This window comes from Stutzerimonas stutzeri (genome assembly GCF_038561965.1).
Classification (GTDB): domain Bacteria; phylum Pseudomonadota; class Gammaproteobacteria; order Pseudomonadales; family Pseudomonadaceae; genus Stutzerimonas; species Stutzerimonas stutzeri_AA.
Map to the genome: position 1 here is coordinate 3,398,927 of NZ_CP139348.1, position 19,748 is coordinate 3,418,674.

Here is a 19,748-nt window from a genome sequence, read left to right on the forward strand (position 1 = left end):
ATCAGCTCCGGTCAGAAGGGCCACATCGGGCTCATGAAAAATCGGTCGAGCCAGCCAGGCTGGCTCGCATCGGCGAACGCGCCGGTGCCCGAATAGGTGATACGCGCATCAGCAATACGGGTAGATGGGACGGTGTTGTCGGTCGAGATGTCGTCCGCACGAACCAGGCCTGCGATGCGCACCAGTTCGTCGCCGGTATTGAGCGTCATCCATTTCTCGCCGCGCACCGCCAGAATGCCGTTAGGCAGTACTTCGGAAATGGTGACGGTGATGGAGCCGGACAGGCTGTTGCTCTGCCCCGCCTGGCCAGAGCCGGAAGTGTCTCGCGACGCGTCGTACTCGGCACCCAGGCTCATCGAGTTGCCTGTCAGCGGATTGGCCATCGACACGGCTCCGCCGAACAGCGAGCCGAGTCCGATATTCGCGCTGCTGTCCTTCGAGAGTTTGGAGGTCGCATTCTTGCTAGCCTGGGTCCGCTCGTTGAGCGTAATGGTAATGATGTCGCCAACCCGATGAGCCTTGCGGTCGTCGTAGAGATTGGTCTCGAAGCCTGCCTGGTAGATCGCGCCGTTGTTTTGCGCCGCTGGCAACGGCGTGCGCGGCAGCACCGGAGCGTAGTACGGGTCATTGGGTTTCGGCGCAGGGGCAACACATCCGACCAGCGCCAGGGCGGACGACATCGACACAACAATCAACAAACGGCTCATAAACACCTCAAGCCACGACAGGCCATCGAAACTACTGCGAGCAGCACTGAATGTGCGTGCCCGTATACAACGGCAAACCCGCGATCAAAGTTGCTGCGTAACGAACGACAGCATCTGGTCGGCGGTGGAAATTACCTTGGAGTTCATCTCGTAGGCGCGCTGAGTGGTGATCATGTTCACCAATTCCTCGACGACGCTTACGTTGGAGTTTTCCAGGGTGTTCTGAAGGACGGTACCCAGGCCGTTCAATCCCGGCGTACTGACCTGCGGCGCGCCGCTGGCAGCCGTCTCGAGGAACAGGTTGCTGCCCATCGCCTGGAGACCCGCTGGATTGATGAAGTCGGCAGTCTGCAAGTTACCGATGATCTGCGGCTGAGGATTACCCACGGTAGTTACCGAGACAGTGCCGTCTTCACCCACGGTGAATGTCTGGGTTTCCGGCGGAACGACGATGGCCGGCTCCAGCGCATAGCCATTGGAGGTCACCAGCTGGCCGTCGGAACTCAGATGGAAGCTTCCGTCGCGGCTGTAGGAAACCGTGCCGTCCGGCAACAGCACCTGGAAGAAGCCTCGACCATTGATGGCCATGTCGAGCGGCTGCTCAGTGGTCTGCAAACTACCGGCGGTGAAGATCTTCTGGGTTCCGGTAACACGCACACCGGTACCCAGCTGCAGGCCGGACGGCAGTTCGCTGTCCTGGCTGGATTGGCCACCGGGCTGGCGACGAATCTGGTACAGCAGATCCTGAAATTCGGCACGGTCACGCTTGAAGCCGGTAGTAGAAACGTTGGCCAGGTTGTTGGATATGGTCGTCAGGTTCATGTCCTGAGCGGACAACCCGGTCTTGCTGACCCAAAGTGCTGGAAGCATGAGCTTTCTCCTCGTGCGCCGCCGGCGCCACGCTATTAGCTGAGTTGCAGTACGCGCGCCATGGCAGCCGCATCATCTTCGGCGGTGCGCATCATCTTTACGTGCAGTTCGAACTGGCGAGACAGCGCCAGGATGGAAGTCATTTCGGTTACGGCATTCACATTGCTCGCCTCGATGAAGCCTGAAACGACCCGTACGTTTGCGTCTGGCTCGATGGGCTGGCCACCCTTCAGACGGATCAGGCCATCGGTCCCTTTCTCCATCTGCTTCGGATCAGGATTTACCAGCTTGATCCGATCAACCGTGACCACAATGTTCGGGTTTTCGCCCAGAGCGCGGATACTGATGGTGCCGTCATGGCCGATATCAACCTTCTCCTCCGGCGGAATCGCAATCGGCCCGCCATTACCCAGCACAGGCATACCGTCGGCGGTGCGCAACATGCCCAGCACGTCAATATTCAGGCTGCCAGTGCGCACATAGGCCTCACTGCCATCGGGCGCTTGCACGGCGATCCAGCCGTCCCCCTCGACGGCGACGTCGAGGTCTCGACCGGTTTCTTGCAACGTGCCGGACGTGAAATCCGTCCCGGGCCGCTCAGACATGGCGTACACCCGAGCCGGATGACTATCGCCGAATACCTGCATGGAGCGGGCCTGCTCGAAATCCCGGCGAAACCCGGTAGTCGATATGTTTGCCAGATTGTTGGCATGGGCCTGCTGTGCCCGCGCATTCTGGCTAGCACCGGTCATGGCCACGTAGAGCATCTTGTCCATTAACTTCTCCGAGACGCGAGTTTGACACTTGCGGTTCTGTTGAAGATGGAAAATGCAAAGCTCGTGCCACAGCCAAATAAACAGATAATAGGTTGATTTATAAGTGTTTTAATAAAACGAAGAAGGCCCGAGCAGGCCTTCTTTGAACGGAGTGGCGGAATACTGCCGTCAGCGGCAATCACACCTTGCCGGTGCCTATCAGCGCAGATTGATAATGGTCTGCGTAATCGCACTCTCGGTTTCGATGGTCTTGGCGTTAGCCTGATAGTTACGCTGAGCCACGATCAGGTTAACCAGCTGATCAGAAAGCTCGACGTTGGAATCTTCCAACGCACCCGCTTGCAGCGCACCGAGCGTTCCAGAACCTGGCGTGCCAACGACCGGCTCTCCGGATTCGAACGACTGCACCCATTGGGTCTTGCCGACCGGCGTGAGGCCCTGAACGTTGGCAAAGTTCGCCAGAATAATCTGCCCCTGCACCTTTGACTGACCATTGGTGTAGCGCGCAAAAATCACTCCGCTATCGTCAATTTCCAGTCCGGCCAGCTCGCCAGTGGTGTAGCCATCCTGACTGACGCTGTTGACGGCAAACGTACTGGCGTACTGGGATGACTTCGAGAAATCGAGCACGATGCCATCCGGATTCGCGCGCGCTCCGTTGGGTGACCAGGTAGCGGGCGTAGCCCCGTTGGAAATGGCAGGAATCCAGCCGCCAGTAGGCGGATTGCCCGTGGCAGAGTTAAGCGTAACCTTCAGATCAGGCGAAACGCTGAACAGACCAGAGCCACCGTTATCAATAGCGGTCAACCCACCAGTGGCATTGAAAGTCAGCCCCATGACATATGGCTGAGGTGGATCCTGCGCTGGATTCGCCGGATTGCGACCATCAACGAGCACTTTCATGTCCCAAGTATTCGCACTTGTCTTGACGAAGTACTGGGTCATGACGTGGGCGTTACCTTGTGAGTCATAGATGTTCAGCGAAGTGGAGCTGTTGTAGGTCGTCGGATCCGACGGATTGAACGTCGCGCCGGCCTGTGTCGCGGCATAGGCTGCGGCCTGCGCGCTCTCAGCGGCGCTAGGCGCCGATACATCCGCTACGTTCGCCGGATTGCTGATCCAGCTGTCGTACTCAGAATCGTACGAAGCTTGCCACGTCGCAGGCGCTTTCTGAGTCGAGTTCAGGTTGAATGCCGTGTTGATCTGGCTAGTAGCCTTGGGCGCCTGATTGGTCGTTTGGATCTGCAAATCGCCAACCACGCCATTCTGCAGATTACCGTTACCGTCTACCGGGAAACCCTGTAGCTTGTAGGCGAAGTTGTCGACCAGAAAGCCATCGCGGTCGGTGCCGAAATAACCGGCACGGGTATAACTCACCGCGCCGTTGTTGCTGACCTGGAAGAAACCATTGCCGTTGATGGCCAGATCCAGCGCATTCTGGGTGTAATTGATATTTCCCTGGTTGAACTGCTGGGAAATATTGGACATCAGCACACCACTGCCCTGAGGGTTCTTGCCTGTACCCAGCACGGATGCAGCATACACGTCGGAAAACTCCGCACGTGACTGCTTGAAACCGGCCGTGCCGGCGTTGGCAATGTTATTGCCGGTTACGTTGAGATCTTTGCTCGCGGCACGCAGGCCGCTAAGACCGATGTTGAAGGACATTGAATCGCTGCTTTGCCGAGAGTGCGGCGGTTATTGCCCGATGATCTGGACTTTCGAAAGCCCGATGCTGCCGATACCGGCAAGGTTGAGCATCAGCTCACCGCCGTTCTGCCCAAGCGTTACGCTGTCGACGTTTGCCGGCAGCAAGGTGTACAGGCCTTTGGTTTCTCCCTGATAGGTCGCCTGCGCTTCGAAGCGGTACGTGCCTGGCGGCAATACATTGCCGCTGGAGTCCTTGCCATCCCACATGAAGGAAATATTCCCGGCTTCCTGCTGGCCCATGTTGACGCGACCAACCGCAGCGCCGGTGCTGTCGTAGATGTTGACGAACACGTTGCTGCTGGACGTCGGAAGAACGAGGCTGGCCTTGAAGGTTTCGCTGGTATCCACAACCGCCTTGTCCGCCGGCACGATCACCTTGCGGCCCACCAGCGACGACGCCTGTAGCGCTTGCGAAGACTGGTAGCCAGACAAAATGGTCTGCATGCTGGAGTTGAGCTTTTCAACACCCTCAACGGTGCTGAACTGCGCCAACTGGCCGATGAACTCGCCATTGCCCTGCGGCTCAAGCGGGTTCTGGTTGTTCAACTGGGCAACCAGCAGCTCCAGAAACTCGTTCTTGCCGAGGTCGTTGCCCTTGACCTCGCGGTTATCACCGAACTGATACTGGTCGAGTACCGTGCCGGTACCACCGACGCCGTTTGTAGTGCTCATCAATGTGCTCTCGTATGAATCACTGACCCAGCGTCAGCACTTTCTGCAACATGGTCTTGGCGGTATTCATCAGCTCGGCATTGGTCTGGAATGCGCGACTGGCTGAAATCATGTCCGCCATTTCTTCCACCACGTTCACGTTCGGGTAGTACACGTACCCCGCTTCATCGGCGGCCGGATGATTAGGCTCGTAACGCGCCTGAAGCTCGCTCTGGTCCTCGACCACACCCAAGACCTGGACGCCTACCCCCGCCTTCTCCTGACCGGCAAACAACGACTGATCCGGCTGACCATTGGCCTGTTGAAAAACCGTAGCGAATACCGGATGCCGTGCACGATAAGTCTGGTCCACGCTGGACGACACGGTTTCGGCGTTCGCGATGTTGCTGGAAATGGTGTTCAGGCGGGTGCTCTGGGCACTCATGCCGCTACCGGCAATGTCGAATACGCTGCTAAGAGACATGGGGTACTCCTTTATTCACCGCGCAGGGCGCTCATGAGCCCTTTGAACTTGCTATTGAGCAACGTGAAGCTCGCCTGGAAGTCGACGGCGTTCTTCGCGTAGTTGGATTGTTCGATCTGCAGATCGACAGTGTTCTGGTCAAGCGATGGGTGCACTGCCGTGCGGAAGCGCAGGGATGCGTCGGCGATCTCCAGGCTCTCCACCGCAATGTGCTTATCACTGGTTCGACTCATGCCGAACCCGCCCTGGCCCCGAGCCGACTGTTCGGCCAGCACGCTACTGAAGTCCAGATCACGGGCTTTGTAATTAGGCGTATCGGCGTTGGCGATATTGTTGGCCAACACTTCCGCACGCTGCGAGCGAAAGCCAAGCGCCTTCTCGTGAATACCAAACGCATTGTCGAAACTGATGCTCATGACCTGGCCCTCTGCCGGATACAGTCTGCTTGCGCATATCCCAGCAAAGCTCATGCCATACAAAGCAAGTCATTGTTTCTTAAGGTTTTTAACGAGGCGTCCGAAATCAAACGCGTCAAAAGCGGCAAGTCTTTACCGCTTTCCTGCCATGACCGCCGCGTTGCACGACGGTTTTCTGCCGCAATGGCGAGCGCTACTTCGCCTTGTAGATGATCCCCGGACTGCATTGGACCATTTGGTACAACTCGGGGAGACCGTTGAGCGCTTCGGACGCACCCAGGAACAAGTACCCACCCGGCCGTAAAGTCGCGTGAATACGCTTGAGGATGTCCTTCTTTACATCGGCAGAGAAATAGATCAGTACGTTGCGACAGAAAACGATGTCGAACTTGCCCAACGCCGCATAGCTGTCGAGTAGGTTCTGAACCCTGAACTCGACGCGAGAGCGAATCGGCGGCTTCACTGCCCAACGCCCCGGTGCCTTGGCATCGAAATAACGCTGCAGACGATCAGCCGACAGGCCGCGAGCAATCGCCAAACTGTCGTATTCGGCTGCCTTACACGCCGCGAGCATCGTCCCGGATAGCTCGGTCGCGACGATCTGGACACCCGTTTTCGGCTGGCTTGGGCTGCTACGCTCGAACTCATCAATGGCCATCGAGAGCGAATAAGGCTCCTGCCCCGACGAACACGCGGCCGACCAGATCCGCAGACGCTGGCCGGAGCCTGCCTTGAGCATTTCCGGCAGGACCCGATTCTTGAGCACCTCGAATGGATAGGTATCGCGAAACCACAGCGTTTCGTTGGTCGTCATCGCATCCACGACCAACTCGCGTAACCCGCTGCGCGGTTGCGCCTGAATCTTCCTGACCAGATCGCCAAGCGTCTTGATGCCTTGCTGCTCCATCAGCTTATTGAGGCGGCTGGAGACCAGATACTGCTTATTACTGCCCAGCAGAATGCCGCACGTCTTTTCAAGAAATACCCGGAACTGCTCGAAATCCAGATCAACTGACACCAATAAAGCCTCACCATCATGAGAGGAGCTAGCCTCAGTTTGCATCCGCCTGCCTGATCCGCTCGGCCACGCGGGCAGCGAGATCATCAGGCTGGAACTTGGCGAGGAAATCATCCGCGCCTGCCCGTTTCACCATGTTCTGATTGAACACACCGGAAAGAGAAGTATGCAGGAGTATATGCATTCCATGCATGCGTGGATCGTGCCGCACCTCGGTAGTCAGGGTATAGCCATCCATTTCCGGCATTTCAATATCCGAGATCATCATCAAGAACTCATCCGCCGGATTCTTACCTTCGTCGGCCATTAGCTTCAGGTAATTGAGCGCCTCGCGCCCATCGTTCAGCTTGACCACCTCGATCCCAATATTCTCCAGGCAGCGTGCGATTTGCTTACGCGCTACCGACGAGTCATCGACGATCAGCACGCGGCATGAAAGCGCTTTGGTACGGGTATCGTCATCAATGACGCCCGGTGACACTTCTTCCGACGTCGGCGCAACCTCCGCGAGCACTTTTTCCACATCGATGATTTCCACGAGCTTGTTGTCGATGTGCGTCACTGCCGTCAGGTAATGGTCACGTCCGGCCCCCTTGGGTGGCGGAAGAATTGCCTCCCAGTTCAGGTTGACGATTCTTTCAACCGAACTCACCAGAAAACCAAGGGTTCTGTTGTTGTATTCGGTGATAACCGCGAAGGAATTTTCCAGGTCCATCAGAGCCGACTTGCCCGTAGCGAGCGACAGATCAAGGATCGGCAGCGTACTGCCGCGAATGCTTGCAACCCCCCGCACGACCCTGCCGCATTTCGGCATGACCGTCAGCCGAGGGCATTGCAGCACTTCACGCACCTTGAAAACGTTGATTCCGTAAAGCTGCTCGCCATCTAGACGAAACAGCAGCAGCTCCAGACGGTTCTGCCCTACCAATTGGGTACGCTGGTTAACCGAATCCAGTACACCGGCCATGCCAGTCTTCCTCTCTGCTTGCAGATAATTGGGGCCAGACGAATATTAGACGCGGCACGCCCCTTGCTTTGGTTGGGATATGAACGTGCATATGACCATTTTCCGGCGCTGCAGCCAGACGCTTTACAGAATCGTGCTGCCATCGGTAGTTCTAGCTATAGGCCAGCTTGCCTATGCGTCAACCATGTCACATCCTGACCAGCTTATCGACGTGACCGAGCAGTTTCTTGAGCTCACTGTGAGCGAGTATTTGAGCCGCAGCGCTATCGAAGCTCGCCATGAGATCAATATCAGTCGACTCGACCCACGGCTGCGCCTGAATCAGTGCGACCAGCCGCTCGTAGCAAGCCTCGGCAGCACTACCACTCCCATAGGACGCGTCACCGTCCGGGTAAGTTGCGAAGGAAGCAGCCCCTGGTCGGTATTTGTCCCTGCCCAGGTCCGCCTGTATCGCGAAGTGATCGTTGCAACGAGATCATTACTACGCGATACGGTACTGAGCCCAACAGATGTAAGCCTCGCTGAACGGGACGTATCGGTTCTCAACCAGGGCTATCTGACGCGCCTCGATGAAGCGCTAGGTAACAAACTCACTCGCCCAATTCAGCCGGATCAGGTGATCACGCCAAATCAGTTGGAGATGGCCAAGGTAATACGCAAGGGCGATCAGGTCGTAATTACCGCCAGATCCGGTACGATCAGTGTTCGGATGCCCGGCGAAGCAATGGCCGATGGAATGCCGGGCAAGCAGATTTCAGTAAAGAATCAGCGCTCGGGCCGCACCATCAAGGCACGCGTTATCGGGCCAGGTCAGGTCGAAGTGGCAATGTAGCCAATAAAGAAGGCCTGGCAGTTTTCAGTGTGCTACCCAGGAAAAAAAGCTAAAGTTTCACCTTCTGTTGCCGAACACATGGCAAGCGTCCTGATTCCTTCGAGGTTTGCATCATGGTCATCGACTTCAATCGGCCCAACAGCCCACTGAATGCCCCTAGCGGGCGCAGTAGCGTGCAAGGTAACGAGCGCGCGGCCAGCCCCCAGCAAGGCTCCGCTAGCGAAGCGCCTAAAACCAGCGCCGCCAGCGGCAGTAACGGCGACACCATCCAACTGAGCCCAGAAGCCCAGCGTCTGCAGCAGGCAGCCGACAAACTGAATGATCAGCCAGCGGTTGATATGGAACGTGTAGCAAAGCTTAAAGAAGCGATTGCGGACGGCTCCTATCAGGTCGACAGTCAGCGTGTGGCAGCCAAGATGCTTGCGTTCGAGACGCAGCGCTGAACCTGAGCCCGACTCACGCGAGCAAGCCAAGAGCCCGAAATGCACGACACAGCCCTGCTTGAGCAGCTAACTGACGATATCGGCATCGCGCGCCAACTCCTTGAACTCATCGACCTTGAGTTCGTCGCACTGGGTGATCGCGAACTCGCGGATCTCGAAGCCATACTCGCAAGAAAGCAGCCACTACTCGCCCTGCTTGGCCAGCATGGAACGCAGCGCAGCCAATGGCTGATCGGGCAGCAGTTTTCTCCCGATCGAGCCGGACTGGAAGCAGCGGCAAGTAAATCGAAAAGCGGTGCAGCCATCCTTGAGCAGGCCCAGGTACTGGAAGCCGAGCTTGAGCACTGCCGTACAGCCAACGAAAGAAATGGGCGCCTTATTCGAGCTAACCAGAGCTCCCTTGGCAGCATGCTTCACATTCTTCAAGGCAAAGATGAGACGCCCGGCCTGTACGACAACCGTGGCGGGGCCGCCAAAGCTAAGCGGCAAAGGCCACTGAGCCAAGCCTGAATGATTGACCGCCACAAGGACGCCACGCGATGGTGATAACAATACGCCGGAGAGCCCCGGACTGTGTCTAGCTTATTTTCCGGCGACGAGGGTCCGCAGCCACCCAAGGTACTGACGGCACCGCTCGAGATATACGCCAATCTTCGCCCTCTTCTGGATAACAACACCCCGCTCACCCTTCGCTTCCAAGAACGCAGCCAGCGATTCCAGAGCTTTCTTGTTGAAATGAATCGCGAGACTGGCTGGATCGCTCTGGACGAACTTATTCCCAACGATGGAGAGAGGTATCTCCTACAGGGCGAGCCCCTGCATATCGAGGGAGTCTACGAAGGCGCCAGGATCTTCTGGACGAACGATCAGCCTGTACATTTAGGCGAGATAGACGGCGCCCGTTGCTACTGGATTCCAACACCCTCGACACTGACCTATCACCAGCGGCGTAACGCTTACCGCGCTCAACTCAAGGAAACCGCCGTAGCGGCCCAGTTGGGCGGCGCTGCCGTGAGAAAAGCCTTGGACGGCCGCCTTCTGGATATATCGGCGACAGGCTGCAAGCTGAGCCTGAAGGGAAATTTCCTGGGCAGCCTCCAGACCGGCCAGATCTATGAATTAGCCGCCAAACTGCCGATTGGGTCTATTCAGACCGAAGTCGAGCTACGCCATTTAGCGGTCGATGAGAAGCTGGATACATCCATGTGCGGCTTGCGCTTCCACCGCCTCAGCGGACTGGCGCAACGGCAAATCGAGCGACTGGTCTATCAACTGCAACGCGACGCGCGTCGGGACAATGCCGACTCGCCATTCGGCTGATCAACCAGCACCAGCCCTACAAGGGTTAACCCCGTAGCGAACTGATGTGTGCCGTGCAATGCGGCACGCCTGCTGCGACCTGGAGCGTGGAACTTGCTCGCCTCCCGCAGCGGAGATCCGAGCCGGAATGGCGTCCCAGAGTGGGTTCGAACCACCAGCCTTCCCCTTAGGAGGGGGATGCTCTATCCAATTGAGCTACTGGGACTAATGGGCACGGCTTATACAGGCGGCGGCATGTTAACCAGCCAAACGCCATTTGTCATGTCGTTCATCCGGACCCGGGTAATTAATGCCTCGCAATCTGAAGCCCTGCCGGGCCATGCAAATTGCATGGCCTGCAGTAGCCATCCGTGCAAAGCGCAATCTTTCTCCTAATCGAGCGCGACGTAACCAATTGATATATAAGCTAAAAATACAAGATCCGAGTTGGCACAGCTACTGCAAATAAGAAAGCATACTTACCGTGACGCGAAGGATGACGCTCATGATCAAGCCAGTTTCTCTTCTTGCTGCAAGCTTCGCGTTCGCCGCCATGACTGTAATGCAGACGCCATCGGCCCAGCCCCAGATACTTCAGCCTGAAGCGTCTTCCAGCCAATTTCCGATCCAGCGTACGAGTGCTGCTGAAAGTGCTCAGCTGACCACACTGAGCTCCAATGAAACCAATACGCTGTCTCAGCCACAGCGCTGGGTCTTCTAAGGGATCGGTTTACGTGCGGATGGTTCCGCCAGAAGGAGATAATGACATGTCGAAACTTGCATTGACCTGCCTACTACTTACCGCCGGGTGTGGTTACGGTGCGTTTTTGGGGCCAGAGGGGTCGCCTGTATCTGACGCGGCCTGCAAGGCCGGCTTGGTAGTTTTCGGCACGCTTTTCCTGCTCGCGCTCATGGCGGGACGCAAAATCAAATTTGATCCAGTTTTGCGCTAGGCGCCCCCGACACGAAAGCTGAATTGCTTCACAGTAAAGGCAATTTGATAGCACATTGCTTTACTAATTGCTTTTTCGCCGTACAATTGGCGCCATGAAGCCGTCTCCTAATTTTTTCCTCTTGGTCGACGGAACAGCGAGTACTGGTGGCTGTCAGACCGGTGACCACCCCGGCAATACGCCAGCACGCCCACCTGACTAACCGGTTAATTATGCGCCCTATGAAACAGGCAGTTTATTCCAGCCGTACGGCTGACAAATTCGTGGTTCGGCTTCCCGACGGCATGCGTGAGCGCATCGCAGAGGTAGCGCGTAATCATCATCGCAGCATGAATTCCGAGATCATCGCCAGGCTGGAACAGAGCCTGCTGCAGGAGGGCGCCTTGGATGATGATCTCAGCATGCGCCTGGACAGCCCTGAGCTATCACTGCACGAAAGGGAGCTACTGCAGCGCTTCCGGCAGTTGGCGCATCGCCAGCAGAATGCACTGATCGCTCTGATTGCTCAGGACACCGAGCTGGCCAAGGAAGACTGAGGTCAAAACCATGGGGTAGCTCTGCAGCTGCCCCTTGCGGCCCACGCATCCTCTAGCTCAATACTCCGCTACACCCCTTCCCTTTTTTGCCCTCGCGACCAAGCGCAAGGCGCAAAGCCATGCCTGGCGTAACAGAAGAACGTTTTATTCAAAGGTATGGTGAAGAGCGCTTACGTGACGGTATGGAGTGCCGCCATCTTGCCGCGCAGACTGAAATGGCCAGCGCATTTAGGCCCCAGGCGGCCCCGCCGGGCCGCCTGGATCAACCTCACTAGCCGACGAAGTTGAGCAGTACGCCGGCGGCCACAGCGGAACCGATGACGCCCGCGACGTTCGGCCCCATAGCGTGCATCAAGAGAAAGTTTTGTGGGTTTGCCTCAAGCCCTACCTTGTTGGACACCCGCGCAGCCATTGGCACCGCCGAGACGCCCGCTGAGCCAATCAAGGGATTGATCTTGTTATGGCTAAAACGATTCATCACCTTGGCCATGAAGATCCCCGCCGCGGTCCCACCGCAAAAGGCGACCATTCCCAATACGAGAATTCCCAGCGTCTTCATTTGCAGAAAGGCCTCGGCAGAAAGCTTCGACCCCACAGTCAGGCCGAGCGCGATCGTTACGATGTTGATCAACGCGTTGCGCGACGTGTCGGCCAGGCGATCTACCACACCACACTCACGCAACAGATTTCCGAACGCGAACATGCCAACCAGCGGAGCCGCATCCGGCAGCAACATACCAACCAGCAAACAGAGCAGTATCGGGAAGACGATCTTCTCTATCTGACCGACATGACGCAGCTGAGTCATGACGATTGCACGCTCCTCCTTCGTCGTGAGCGCCCGCATGATCGGTGGCTGTATCAGTGGCACGAGAGCCATATAGGAATACGCCGCGACAGCGATAGGACCAAGAAGCTCTGGCGCCAGCTTCGATGTCACGAAGATGGATGTTGGGCCGTCCGCACCGCCGATGATGGCGATTGATGCCGCTTCTCGCAGCGTGAACTCCATACCCGGAATTCCTGCAGCTGTAAGCGCCAGCGCCCCGAGCAAGGTCGCGAAGATGCCAAATTGCGCAGCCGCGCCAAGCAACAGCGTCTTCGGATTAGCCAACATCGGCCCGAAGTCGGTCATCGCGCCGACGCCCATGAAGATCAGCAACGGAAAGACGCTAGTCGGAAGACCTACCTCATAGAACAGATGCAGGATTCCAGCGCCCTCCCCCATGTTCGCCACAGGAATATTTGCCAAGATGCCACCGAAGCCGATCGGTATCAGCAACAACGGCTCGAATCCTTTACGGATAGCTAGATAGATCAATCCCACGCAGACAACAATCATCAGCGCCTGGCCCGGCTCTAGATGATAGAGACCCGTTCCATGCCAAAGCTTGAGCAACTTTTCCATGCGACTCCCCTTAGCCGATGCTCAGCAGGCTGTCACCGACCGAAACTGCATCGCCAACCTTGACGTTGACCGACGCAACTGTGCCGGCCTTGAACGCACGGATCTCGGTCTCCATTTTCATGGCCTCGAGAATCATCACCAGATCGCCTTCCTGAACCACCTGCCCGGGCTGCACCAGGACCTTGAAAATGTTCCCGGCCAATGGCGCGGACTGAGTCTCACCGTTAGCAGGCACTGCTGAGGCTTGTTCGGCAGACGCGCCAGCGGAAGCCAGTGGCTTGATACCCTCGATGTCACCACCATCACTGACTTGCACAACGAAGGATTTGCCATTCACCTCGACGGTGTAGACCTCGGGCTTGCCCACCTCCCGCGACGGAAGCTCGCCGCCAGTAGGCGTCGGCTCGAACGCCGATGGATTCCCACGGTTTTCGAGAAACTTCAATCCAATCTGAGGAAACAGCGCATAGGTCAGAACATCATCAATCAGCTCAGCGGCAAGATTGATGTTCTTTTCCTGCGCAATCCCTTTCAGCTCGGTAGTCAGGCGGTCCATTTCAGGTTGCAGCAGATCAGCAGGGCGACAGGTAATCACTTCGGCGCCGTCCAGCACGCGCGCCTGCAGCTCTGCATTGAACGGAGCGGGGGCCGCTCCGTATTCACCTTTGAGCACGCCAGCCGTCTCTTTGGTAATCGACTTGTAGCGCTCGCCCATCAGCACGTTGATCACCGCCTGGGTGCCCACTATTTGCGAAGTAGGTGTCACCAAAGGGATGAATCCAAGGTCCTCGCGAACCCGCGGGATTTCTGCCAGCACGTCATCGAACTTGTCTAGCGCGCCCTGCTCTTTCAGCTGGCCTTCCATGTTGGTCAGCATGCCGCCCGGCACTTGCGCGACGAGAATTCGTGAATCGACGCCACGCAGCGTGCCTTCAAACTTCGCATACTTCTTGCGGACTTCGCGAAAATAGGCCGCGATTTCTTCGAGCAACTCGAGGTTCAGACCGGTATCGCGGTCAGTGCCCTGGAAGATGGCAACCACCGATTCGGTCGGCGAGTGTCCATAGGTCATTGAGAGCGACGAAATGGCCGTATCGACGTTGTCGATACCAGCCTCCACGGCCTTCAGGATCGCCGCGGTCGACAAACCGGCTGTCGCGTGACACTGCATATGGATCGGAATAGCGAGACTGCTCTTCAACCGGGATACGAGTTCGAACGCCATATACGGGGTGAGAATACCCGCCATATCCTTGATGGCCACCGAGTCGGCACCCATGTCTTCGATCTGCTTGGCCAGGTCGACCCACATCTCCAGCGTGTGCACTGGGCTTGTGGTATAGGAGATCGTGCCCTGGGCGTGTTTGCCCTGCTGCTTGACCGCACGCAGTGCAGTTTCGAGATTGCGCGGATCGTTCATGGCGTCGAACACGCGGAACACGTCGACGCCGTTCACCGCAGCGCGCTCGACGAATTTTTCTACGACATCATCAGCGTAATGCCGGTACCCCAGCAGGTTTTGCCCACGCAACAACATCTGCTGACGCGTGTTCGGCATGGCCTTTTTGAGTTCTCGAATACGCTCCCACGGATCTTCACCCAGGTAACGAATGCAGGCATCGAATGTGGCACCACCCCAGCTCTCCACTGACCAGAAACCAACCTGATCGAGCTTCGCTGCAATCGGCAACATGTCTTCCAGGCGAACACGAGTGGCAAGGATGGATTGGTGCGCGTCACGCAGCACCACGTCGGTTATGCCGAGCGGCTGTTTAGCAACTGTCATGGAAGGAACTCCCTGTCCAGAGTCAACCGCGTCGCGCGCGGTGTTGATGAATCGCGGCCTGGATGGCTGCAAGAATATCCGGATCTGTTTCAGCATTCGCAGCCCGGGCAGACGCTACCTGAGGTGCCGGCTCGCTTACGAAGCGACCGGTCAGATAGGACATCAGGCGAATGCAAAGGATCAACAGAACGAGGAAGGCGAAGACGAAACCGATGCCGAACAGCATGAGTTCGACGCCTTCGAGCAGGAGTTGGCTGGGGGTCATCGGGAGTTCCCTTGGCAGCAGCTCAAGCTGCTTGTTATTCGCTGCGTTAGTTCGGACACGTTTCGCGACATACGAAACGGCCGAACCTTAGCCCGAAACAGCGAAACAAGGCAAACCCCAATAAAGCGCTAAAAAGGCCGTTACAGCAGAAAAATGGTTGCCAAACCGAGGAAAATGAAAAATCCACCGCTATCTGTCATCGCAGTAATCATCACACTAGCCCCCATGGCTGGATCACGGCCCAGGCGCACCAGCGTCATGGGAATAAGCACTCCCATCAAGGAGGCGAGCAGAAGGTTCAGCGTCATCGCGGCAGTCATGACTACCCCTAGAGACCAGCTCCCATAGAGCCACCACGCCACCGCACCGATAACGCCACCCCACACCAGGCCATTGACCAAACCGACCCCAACCTCTTTGCGCAACAAGCGCGAAGTGTTGCCGGTGCCAACCTGATCCAGAGCCATAGCACGGACGATCATGGTGATCGTCTGGTTGCCTGAATTACCGCCAATGCCTGCGACAATTGGCATCAGGGCTGCCAGCGCAACAAGCTTCTCGATAGAGCCATCGAACAGCCCGATGACCCGCGAGGCGATGAACGCTGTAACTAGATTGACTGCCAGCCAGGCCCAGCGGTTGCGGACAGACTTCCAGACCGAGGCAAAAATGTCCTCTTCTTCGCGAAGACCCGCCATGTTGAGTACTTCGCTTTCGCTTTCCTCACGGATCAGGTCGACCATCTCGTCGATGGTCAGGCGACCGATAAGCTTGCCGCCCTTATCGACTACCGGTGTGGATACCAAATCGTAACGCTCGAATGCTTGTGCAGCGTCGTAGGCGTCTTCATCCGGGTGAAAGGTCACCGGGTCGCTGGCCATGACCTCCGCAACCTGCTTTTCCGGGTCATTGACCAGCAAGCGCTTGATTGGCAAGACACCCTTGAGCACGCCGTCATAGTCGACTACGAACAGCTTGTCGGTATGCCCGGGCAGCTCCTTGAGTCGACGAAGATAACGAAGCACCACCTCTAGACTGACATCCTCACGAATGGTCACCATCTCGAAGTCCATCAGTGCGCCAACCTGATCCTCCTCGTAAGACAGGGCGGAGCGGACGCGCTCGCGCTGCTGAGCGTCGAGGGTTTCCATCAACTCATGGACGACGTCGCGCGGCAGCTCGGGCGCCAGGTCAGCCAGTTCATCCGCGTCCATTTCCTTGGCCGCAGCGAGCAGTTCGTGATCGTCCATATCGGCGATCAGCGTCTCTCGAACGGCGTCGGACACCTCGAGCAGAATGTCACCGTCACGCTCGGCCTTGACGAGCTGCCAGACGGTTAGTCGTTCATCGAGGGGCAACGCTTCGAGGATGTGAGCAACGTCGGCAGGGTGCAGTTCATCTAGCTTGCGCTGCAGCTCGGTAAGGATCTGCCGCTGATCATAGAGCCCGCCCAGCTCGACCTGCGGGCCGTCCTGGCGAGATTCACCGCCTTCACCAAGGCGGTGGCGCTGTAACAATTCGACGACCTGAGCCAGGCGGTCCTGCAGCGTCTCTTGAGGTTTTCTTGCTTCTACTTCTGTCATGGCGCACTCCACCCCTGACCAGGGAGCGCGCCAGGGAAAATCAATCAATCAGTACGTGATTGGCAAACTGGAAATTTGAGCGACTACTGGGCAAGTCCATAAGGAAAGGTTGTTCCACAGACCCTAGGGGGCAAATGCGGCAATCATAACATCGCAGGCGTCGGCACGACGCGCTCAAGCGCAGCCCTTACAGATGGCTAACGCTCAAACCGTGAAAATCGTCGATCATCGCGAAGCCGATATTCTGTCGACGCCTTCACGCCGCGGCGAGACACGAATGTACCGGCAGCTTTTATTGGGTAGCCTGAGCAATGAACTGTTCAGTCATGGAGGACTAGCATGAAAGCACTGTTTATTGGCGCAAGCCTTTTTCTGGCGACCACCTCGGCATTTCCAGCAAGCGTCTTTCGCTGCGTTGACCAGTCGGGCCATGTCACGTTCAGCCAGCAAGGATGTCCCGAAGAGCAAAGCCAAAACCGGCATTTCGCCGCAAACCCAACACCTGGCTCGGGAAAAGCGGTACCGATGGCACCCCCTCGCACCAGACGTGAGGCCAATCTCAAGGAAATCGACAGCCTGGCCATCGTCGCGGAGAGGGAGGATGGCTGTGGCAATAGAGTGACCGGCAGCGACCGGCGCAGCGCAATTATCAGCAAGCAGATCCGTGCTGGCATGACGCGTAGCGACGTGGAAAGTGCGCTGGGCCGACCGGAAAATATTACCAGCAGCAATGGCCGCGACCGGCTTCGCTTTCGTGACGGAGCCGGCCAGGTACGCACAGTCAGCTTCGATGAGCACGGCTGTGTGCTTGGAAAAAAACGTTGAACGTTTCGGAAACGAAAAAAGGGCCTGCATCGCTGCAGGCCCTTTTTCTTTGTTGGCGCACTCAGGAGGATTCGAACCTCCGACCGCTCGGTTCGTAGCCGAGTACTCTATCCAGCTGAGCTATGAGTGCGTAAGTGATTGGTAAACCAGGTCACTGCTGGTTGCTTGAACGCTCCGCATCACTGTGGACCGTTCGAAGTATGGCGCACTCAGGAGGATTCGAACCTCCGACCGCTCGGTTCGTAGCCGAGTACTCTATCCAGCTGAGCTATGAGTGCGCTGAGCGTGCGCATTATAGGGAGTAAACATTGATGGTCAAGCACTTTGCCGTGGCACTTTCTGAGATGAAAGCAGGCTGCCGCAAGTATCAGAAACCCTAGAACGCAAAATGGCGGAGAAGGGGGGATTCGAACCCCCGACACCCTTTTGAGATGTACTCCCTTAGCAGGGGAGCGCCTTCGGCCACTCGGCCACCTCTCCGCAACACGGGGCGCATAATAACCATCTTTACCCCGTTTGCAAAGCCAAAAATTACAGAAAAATTAGTGGTTTGGTTCCTGATCCTTCTCTTTCTGGATCCGCTGGTAAATCTCCTCTCGATGCACCGCCACCTCCTTGGGCGCATTGACACCGATACGTACTTGGTTTCCTTTCACACCCAACACGGTGACAGTCACATCGTCACCCACCATCAGGGTTTCTCCAACCCGGCGAGTCAGAATCAGCATTCCTTTCTCCTTAAACGGATTCAGTCAGTAAACAGTCTGCAAAGATAAATACGGAAAATGTCCGTAAAACATGAAGCTAGAGCCTTTCACCAGCTATTGACCCGCGCGCGGGAGCCTAAAGTTCATTTTTGCGCGGCCCAATACGACAGAAGGCGCGGACTAGCGCGCCTTCTGCGAATCATTCCGCAGTATTGCCGGCAGGCGCATCCAGTTCGAAGGCAGTATGCAAAGCACGCACGGCAAGTTCGAGATACTTTTCCTCGATAACCACAGAAACCTTGATTTCCGAAGTGGAAATCATCTGGATGTTGATGTTCTCTTTGGCCAGCGCCTCGAACATGCGGCTGGCAACCCCCGCGTGAGAACGCATCCCAACGCCCACGATGGAGACCTTGGCGATATCCGTATCACCGATCACTTCCCGCGCGCCCATTTCGGCAGCGATGCCCTGCAGCACCTGGAGAGCATTGTTGTAGTCGTTGCGATGCACGGTGAAGGTGAAATCGGTGGTGTTATCGTGCGCAACGTTCTGCACGATCATATCCACCTCTACGTTCGCCGCACTGATCGGCCCCAGTATCTTGAAGGCCACACCGGGCGTATCCGGGACACCACGGATGGTCAGCTTGGCCTCGTCGCGATTGAAGGCGATGCCGGAAATGATGGGCTGTTCCATGGATTCCTCTTCATCAAGGGTAATGAGGGTACCTGGACCCTCCTGAAAACTGTGCAGTACGCGTAGCGGGACACTGTACTTACCGGCAAACTCGACGGCTCGAATCTGAAGCACCTTGGATCCGAGGCTGGCCATTTCCAGCATTTCCTCGAAGGTGATCTTGTCCAGTCGCTGGGCCTTCGCAACGACTCGGGGGTCAGTGGTGTATACGCCGTCGACGTCGGTATAGATCTGGCATTCATCGGCCTTCAACGCCGCTGCCAGCGCCACGCCGGTCGTGTCGGAGCCGCCACGGCCGAGCGTCGTGATATTGCCCTTCTCGTCTACCCCTTGGAAACCGGCAACCACGACCACGCGACCAGCCTTGATGTCTCGCTGAATACGCTGGGCGTCGATCTGCAGGATTCGCGCCTTGGTGTGCGCGTTGTCGGTGAGAATTCGGACCTGATTGCCAGTGTAGGACACCGCCGGAACGCCGCGCTTGATCAGCGCCATCGCCAGAAGGGCGATGGTGACCTGTTCACCGGTGGACACCATGACGTCCAGTTCGCGGGCAACCGGCTGCTCACTGATCTGTTTGGCAAGATCAATCAGTCGGTTGGTTTCGCCACTCATGGCCGAAACGACCACGATGATATCGTCGCCACCATCGCGGAATTTCTTGACCTTCTCGGCCACCTGCTCAATCCGCTCGACGGTGCCGACCGAGGTGCCCCCAAACTTCTGTACGATCAAAGCCATTGTTAGCCGCCTAAAGCCCGTAACGGGCGATCATTAAACATATAACCCCGAAACCACCAAACACGTCGTCAGCC

23 protein-coding genes and 4 tRNA genes are annotated in these 19,748 nt (G+C 57.0%); 8 read left to right on the forward strand and 19 right to left on the reverse strand.

Going from position 1 to position 19,748, the window contains the following annotated elements:
- Positions 1–11: 11 nt before the first annotated feature.
- The 9 genes from flgH to SM130_RS15475 form a co-directional block, all read right to left on the reverse strand.
- Entirely contained in the window at positions 12–707 is a 696-nt protein-coding gene (gene flgH, locus SM130_RS15435; RefSeq protein ID WP_102825159.1) for a flagellar basal body L-ring protein FlgH, read from the reverse strand.
- 84 nt (positions 708–791) lie between these two features.
- Positions 792–1,577 carry a flagellar basal-body rod protein FlgG gene (gene flgG, locus SM130_RS15440; RefSeq protein ID WP_102825158.1) on the reverse strand — a complete coding sequence of 262 codons (786 nt, stop codon included), beginning with the start codon at positions 1,575–1,577 and terminating at the stop codon, positions 792–794.
- 35 nt (positions 1,578–1,612) lie between these two features.
- A complete protein-coding gene (gene flgF / locus SM130_RS15445; protein WP_102825157.1) occupies positions 1,613–2,353 on the reverse strand; it encodes a flagellar basal-body rod protein FlgF in 741 nt (246 codons plus the stop codon).
- Between the two features lie 198 nt (positions 2,354–2,551).
- Positions 2,552–4,021 (reverse strand): flagellar hook protein FlgE, encoded by a 1,470-nt coding sequence (locus tag SM130_RS15450; protein ID WP_102825156.1) that lies wholly within the window; start codon positions 4,019–4,021, stop codon positions 2,552–2,554.
- 30 nt (positions 4,022–4,051) lie between these two features.
- Positions 4,052–4,735 (reverse strand): flagellar hook assembly protein FlgD, encoded by a 684-nt coding sequence (flgD, locus tag SM130_RS15455; RefSeq protein ID WP_102825155.1) that lies wholly within the window; start codon positions 4,733–4,735, stop codon positions 4,052–4,054.
- Between the two features lie 19 nt (positions 4,736–4,754).
- Positions 4,755–5,198, reverse strand: coding sequence for a flagellar basal body rod protein FlgC (gene flgC / locus SM130_RS15460; RefSeq protein WP_102825154.1), 444 nt, complete (start codon positions 5,196–5,198; stop codon positions 4,755–4,757).
- A gap of 11 nt (positions 5,199–5,209) precedes the next feature.
- On the reverse strand, positions 5,210–5,614 hold the full coding sequence (gene flgB / locus SM130_RS15465) for a flagellar basal body rod protein FlgB (protein ID WP_102825153.1): 405 nt from the start codon (positions 5,612–5,614) through the stop codon (positions 5,210–5,212).
- A 193-nt stretch (positions 5,615–5,807) separates the two neighbouring features.
- A complete protein-coding gene (gene cheR / locus SM130_RS15470; RefSeq protein WP_423835163.1) occupies positions 5,808–6,677 on the reverse strand; it encodes a protein-glutamate O-methyltransferase CheR in 870 nt (289 codons plus the stop codon).
- On the reverse strand, positions 6,667–7,599 hold the full coding sequence (locus tag SM130_RS15475) for a chemotaxis protein CheV (protein WP_102825151.1): 933 nt from the start codon (positions 7,597–7,599) through the stop codon (positions 6,667–6,669). Before SM130_RS15475 ends, cheR begins: the two co-directional genes overlap by 11 nt.
- A 91-nt stretch (positions 7,600–7,690) precedes the next feature.
- Between SM130_RS15475 and flgA the strand changes: the two genes are divergently transcribed.
- From flgA to SM130_RS15495, 4 genes are all read left to right on the forward strand, one after another.
- Positions 7,691–8,431, forward strand: a complete 741-nt coding sequence (gene flgA / locus SM130_RS15480; protein ID WP_102825150.1) for a flagellar basal body P-ring formation chaperone FlgA — start codon at positions 7,691–7,693, stop codon at positions 8,429–8,431.
- A 113-nt stretch (positions 8,432–8,544) separates the two neighbouring features.
- On the forward strand, positions 8,545–8,874 hold the full coding sequence (gene flgM, locus SM130_RS15485) for a flagellar biosynthesis anti-sigma factor FlgM (protein ID WP_102825149.1): 330 nt from the start codon (positions 8,545–8,547) through the stop codon (positions 8,872–8,874).
- Between the two features lie 39 nt (positions 8,875–8,913).
- On the forward strand, positions 8,914–9,384 hold the full coding sequence (locus SM130_RS15490) for a flagella synthesis protein FlgN (protein ID WP_102825148.1): 471 nt from the start codon (positions 8,914–8,916) through the stop codon (positions 9,382–9,384).
- A gap of 63 nt (positions 9,385–9,447) precedes the next feature.
- On the forward strand, positions 9,448–10,194 hold the full coding sequence (locus SM130_RS15495; RefSeq protein ID WP_102825147.1) for a flagellar brake protein: 747 nt from the start codon (positions 9,448–9,450) through the stop codon (positions 10,192–10,194).
- 128 nt (positions 10,195–10,322) lie between these two features.
- Here the strand turns inward: SM130_RS15495 and SM130_RS15500 are convergent.
- Positions 10,323–10,399: transfer RNA gene (locus SM130_RS15500), tRNA-Arg, on the reverse strand.
- A gap of 279 nt (positions 10,400–10,678) precedes the next feature.
- Between SM130_RS15500 and SM130_RS15505 the strand changes: the two genes are divergently transcribed.
- The 3 genes from SM130_RS15505 (at position 10,679) to SM130_RS15515 (ending at position 11,662) form a co-directional block, all read left to right on the forward strand.
- Entirely contained in the window at positions 10,679–10,894 is a 216-nt protein-coding gene (locus SM130_RS15505; protein WP_102825146.1) for a hypothetical protein, read from the forward strand.
- A gap of 46 nt (positions 10,895–10,940) precedes the next feature.
- Positions 10,941–11,126, forward strand: a complete 186-nt coding sequence (locus SM130_RS15510) for a PA3371 family protein (RefSeq protein WP_102825145.1) — start codon at positions 10,941–10,943, stop codon at positions 11,124–11,126.
- 212 nt (positions 11,127–11,338) lie between these two features.
- Entirely contained in the window at positions 11,339–11,662 is a 324-nt protein-coding gene (locus tag SM130_RS15515) for an Arc family DNA-binding protein (protein WP_013982217.1), read from the forward strand.
- Positions 11,663–11,933: 271 nt separating this feature from the next.
- Here SM130_RS15515 and SM130_RS15520 read toward each other — a convergent pair whose 3' ends face one another.
- From SM130_RS15520 to mgtE, 4 genes are all read right to left on the reverse strand, one after another.
- A complete protein-coding gene (locus SM130_RS15520; RefSeq protein ID WP_102825144.1) occupies positions 11,934–13,070 on the reverse strand; it encodes a sodium ion-translocating decarboxylase subunit beta in 1,137 nt (378 codons plus the stop codon).
- A 10-nt stretch (positions 13,071–13,080) separates the two neighbouring features.
- Positions 13,081–14,856: a sodium-extruding oxaloacetate decarboxylase subunit alpha gene (gene oadA / locus SM130_RS15525; protein WP_102825143.1), complete on the reverse strand. Its 1,776-nt coding sequence runs from the start codon at positions 14,854–14,856 to the stop codon at positions 13,081–13,083.
- 22 nt (positions 14,857–14,878) lie between these two features.
- On the reverse strand, positions 14,879–15,121 hold the full coding sequence (locus SM130_RS15530) for an OadG family protein (RefSeq protein WP_102825142.1): 243 nt from the start codon (positions 15,119–15,121) through the stop codon (positions 14,879–14,881).
- Between the two features lie 140 nt (positions 15,122–15,261).
- The gene (gene mgtE, locus SM130_RS15535; protein ID WP_102825141.1) at positions 15,262–16,704 is read right to left on the reverse strand and encodes a magnesium transporter; all 1,443 of its coding nucleotides are present in this window, start codon (positions 16,702–16,704) and stop codon (positions 15,262–15,264) included.
- Between the two features lie 339 nt (positions 16,705–17,043).
- Here mgtE and SM130_RS15540 point away from each other — a divergent pair, with 339 nt between their 5' ends.
- Complete coding sequence (locus tag SM130_RS15540) at positions 17,044–17,529, forward strand: DUF4124 domain-containing protein (RefSeq protein WP_102825140.1); 486 nt, start codon at positions 17,044–17,046, stop codon at positions 17,527–17,529.
- 53 nt (positions 17,530–17,582) lie between these two features.
- Here the strand turns inward: SM130_RS15540 and SM130_RS15545 are convergent.
- From SM130_RS15545 to SM130_RS15565, 5 genes are all read right to left on the reverse strand, one after another.
- A tRNA-Arg gene (locus tag SM130_RS15545) sits at positions 17,583–17,659 on the reverse strand.
- Positions 17,660–17,730: 71 nt separating this feature from the next.
- A tRNA-Arg gene (locus SM130_RS15550) sits at positions 17,731–17,807 on the reverse strand.
- Between the two features lie 111 nt (positions 17,808–17,918).
- A tRNA-Ser gene (locus SM130_RS15555) sits at positions 17,919–18,009 on the reverse strand.
- Positions 18,010–18,071: 62 nt separating this feature from the next.
- Positions 18,072–18,257: a carbon storage regulator CsrA gene (gene csrA, locus SM130_RS15560; RefSeq protein WP_003085981.1), complete on the reverse strand. Its 186-nt coding sequence runs from the start codon at positions 18,255–18,257 to the stop codon at positions 18,072–18,074.
- Positions 18,258–18,435: 178 nt separating this feature from the next.
- The gene (locus SM130_RS15565; RefSeq protein ID WP_102825139.1) at positions 18,436–19,674 is read right to left on the reverse strand and encodes an aspartate kinase; all 1,239 of its coding nucleotides are present in this window, start codon (positions 19,672–19,674) and stop codon (positions 18,436–18,438) included.
- Positions 19,675–19,748: the final 74 nt, after the last annotated feature.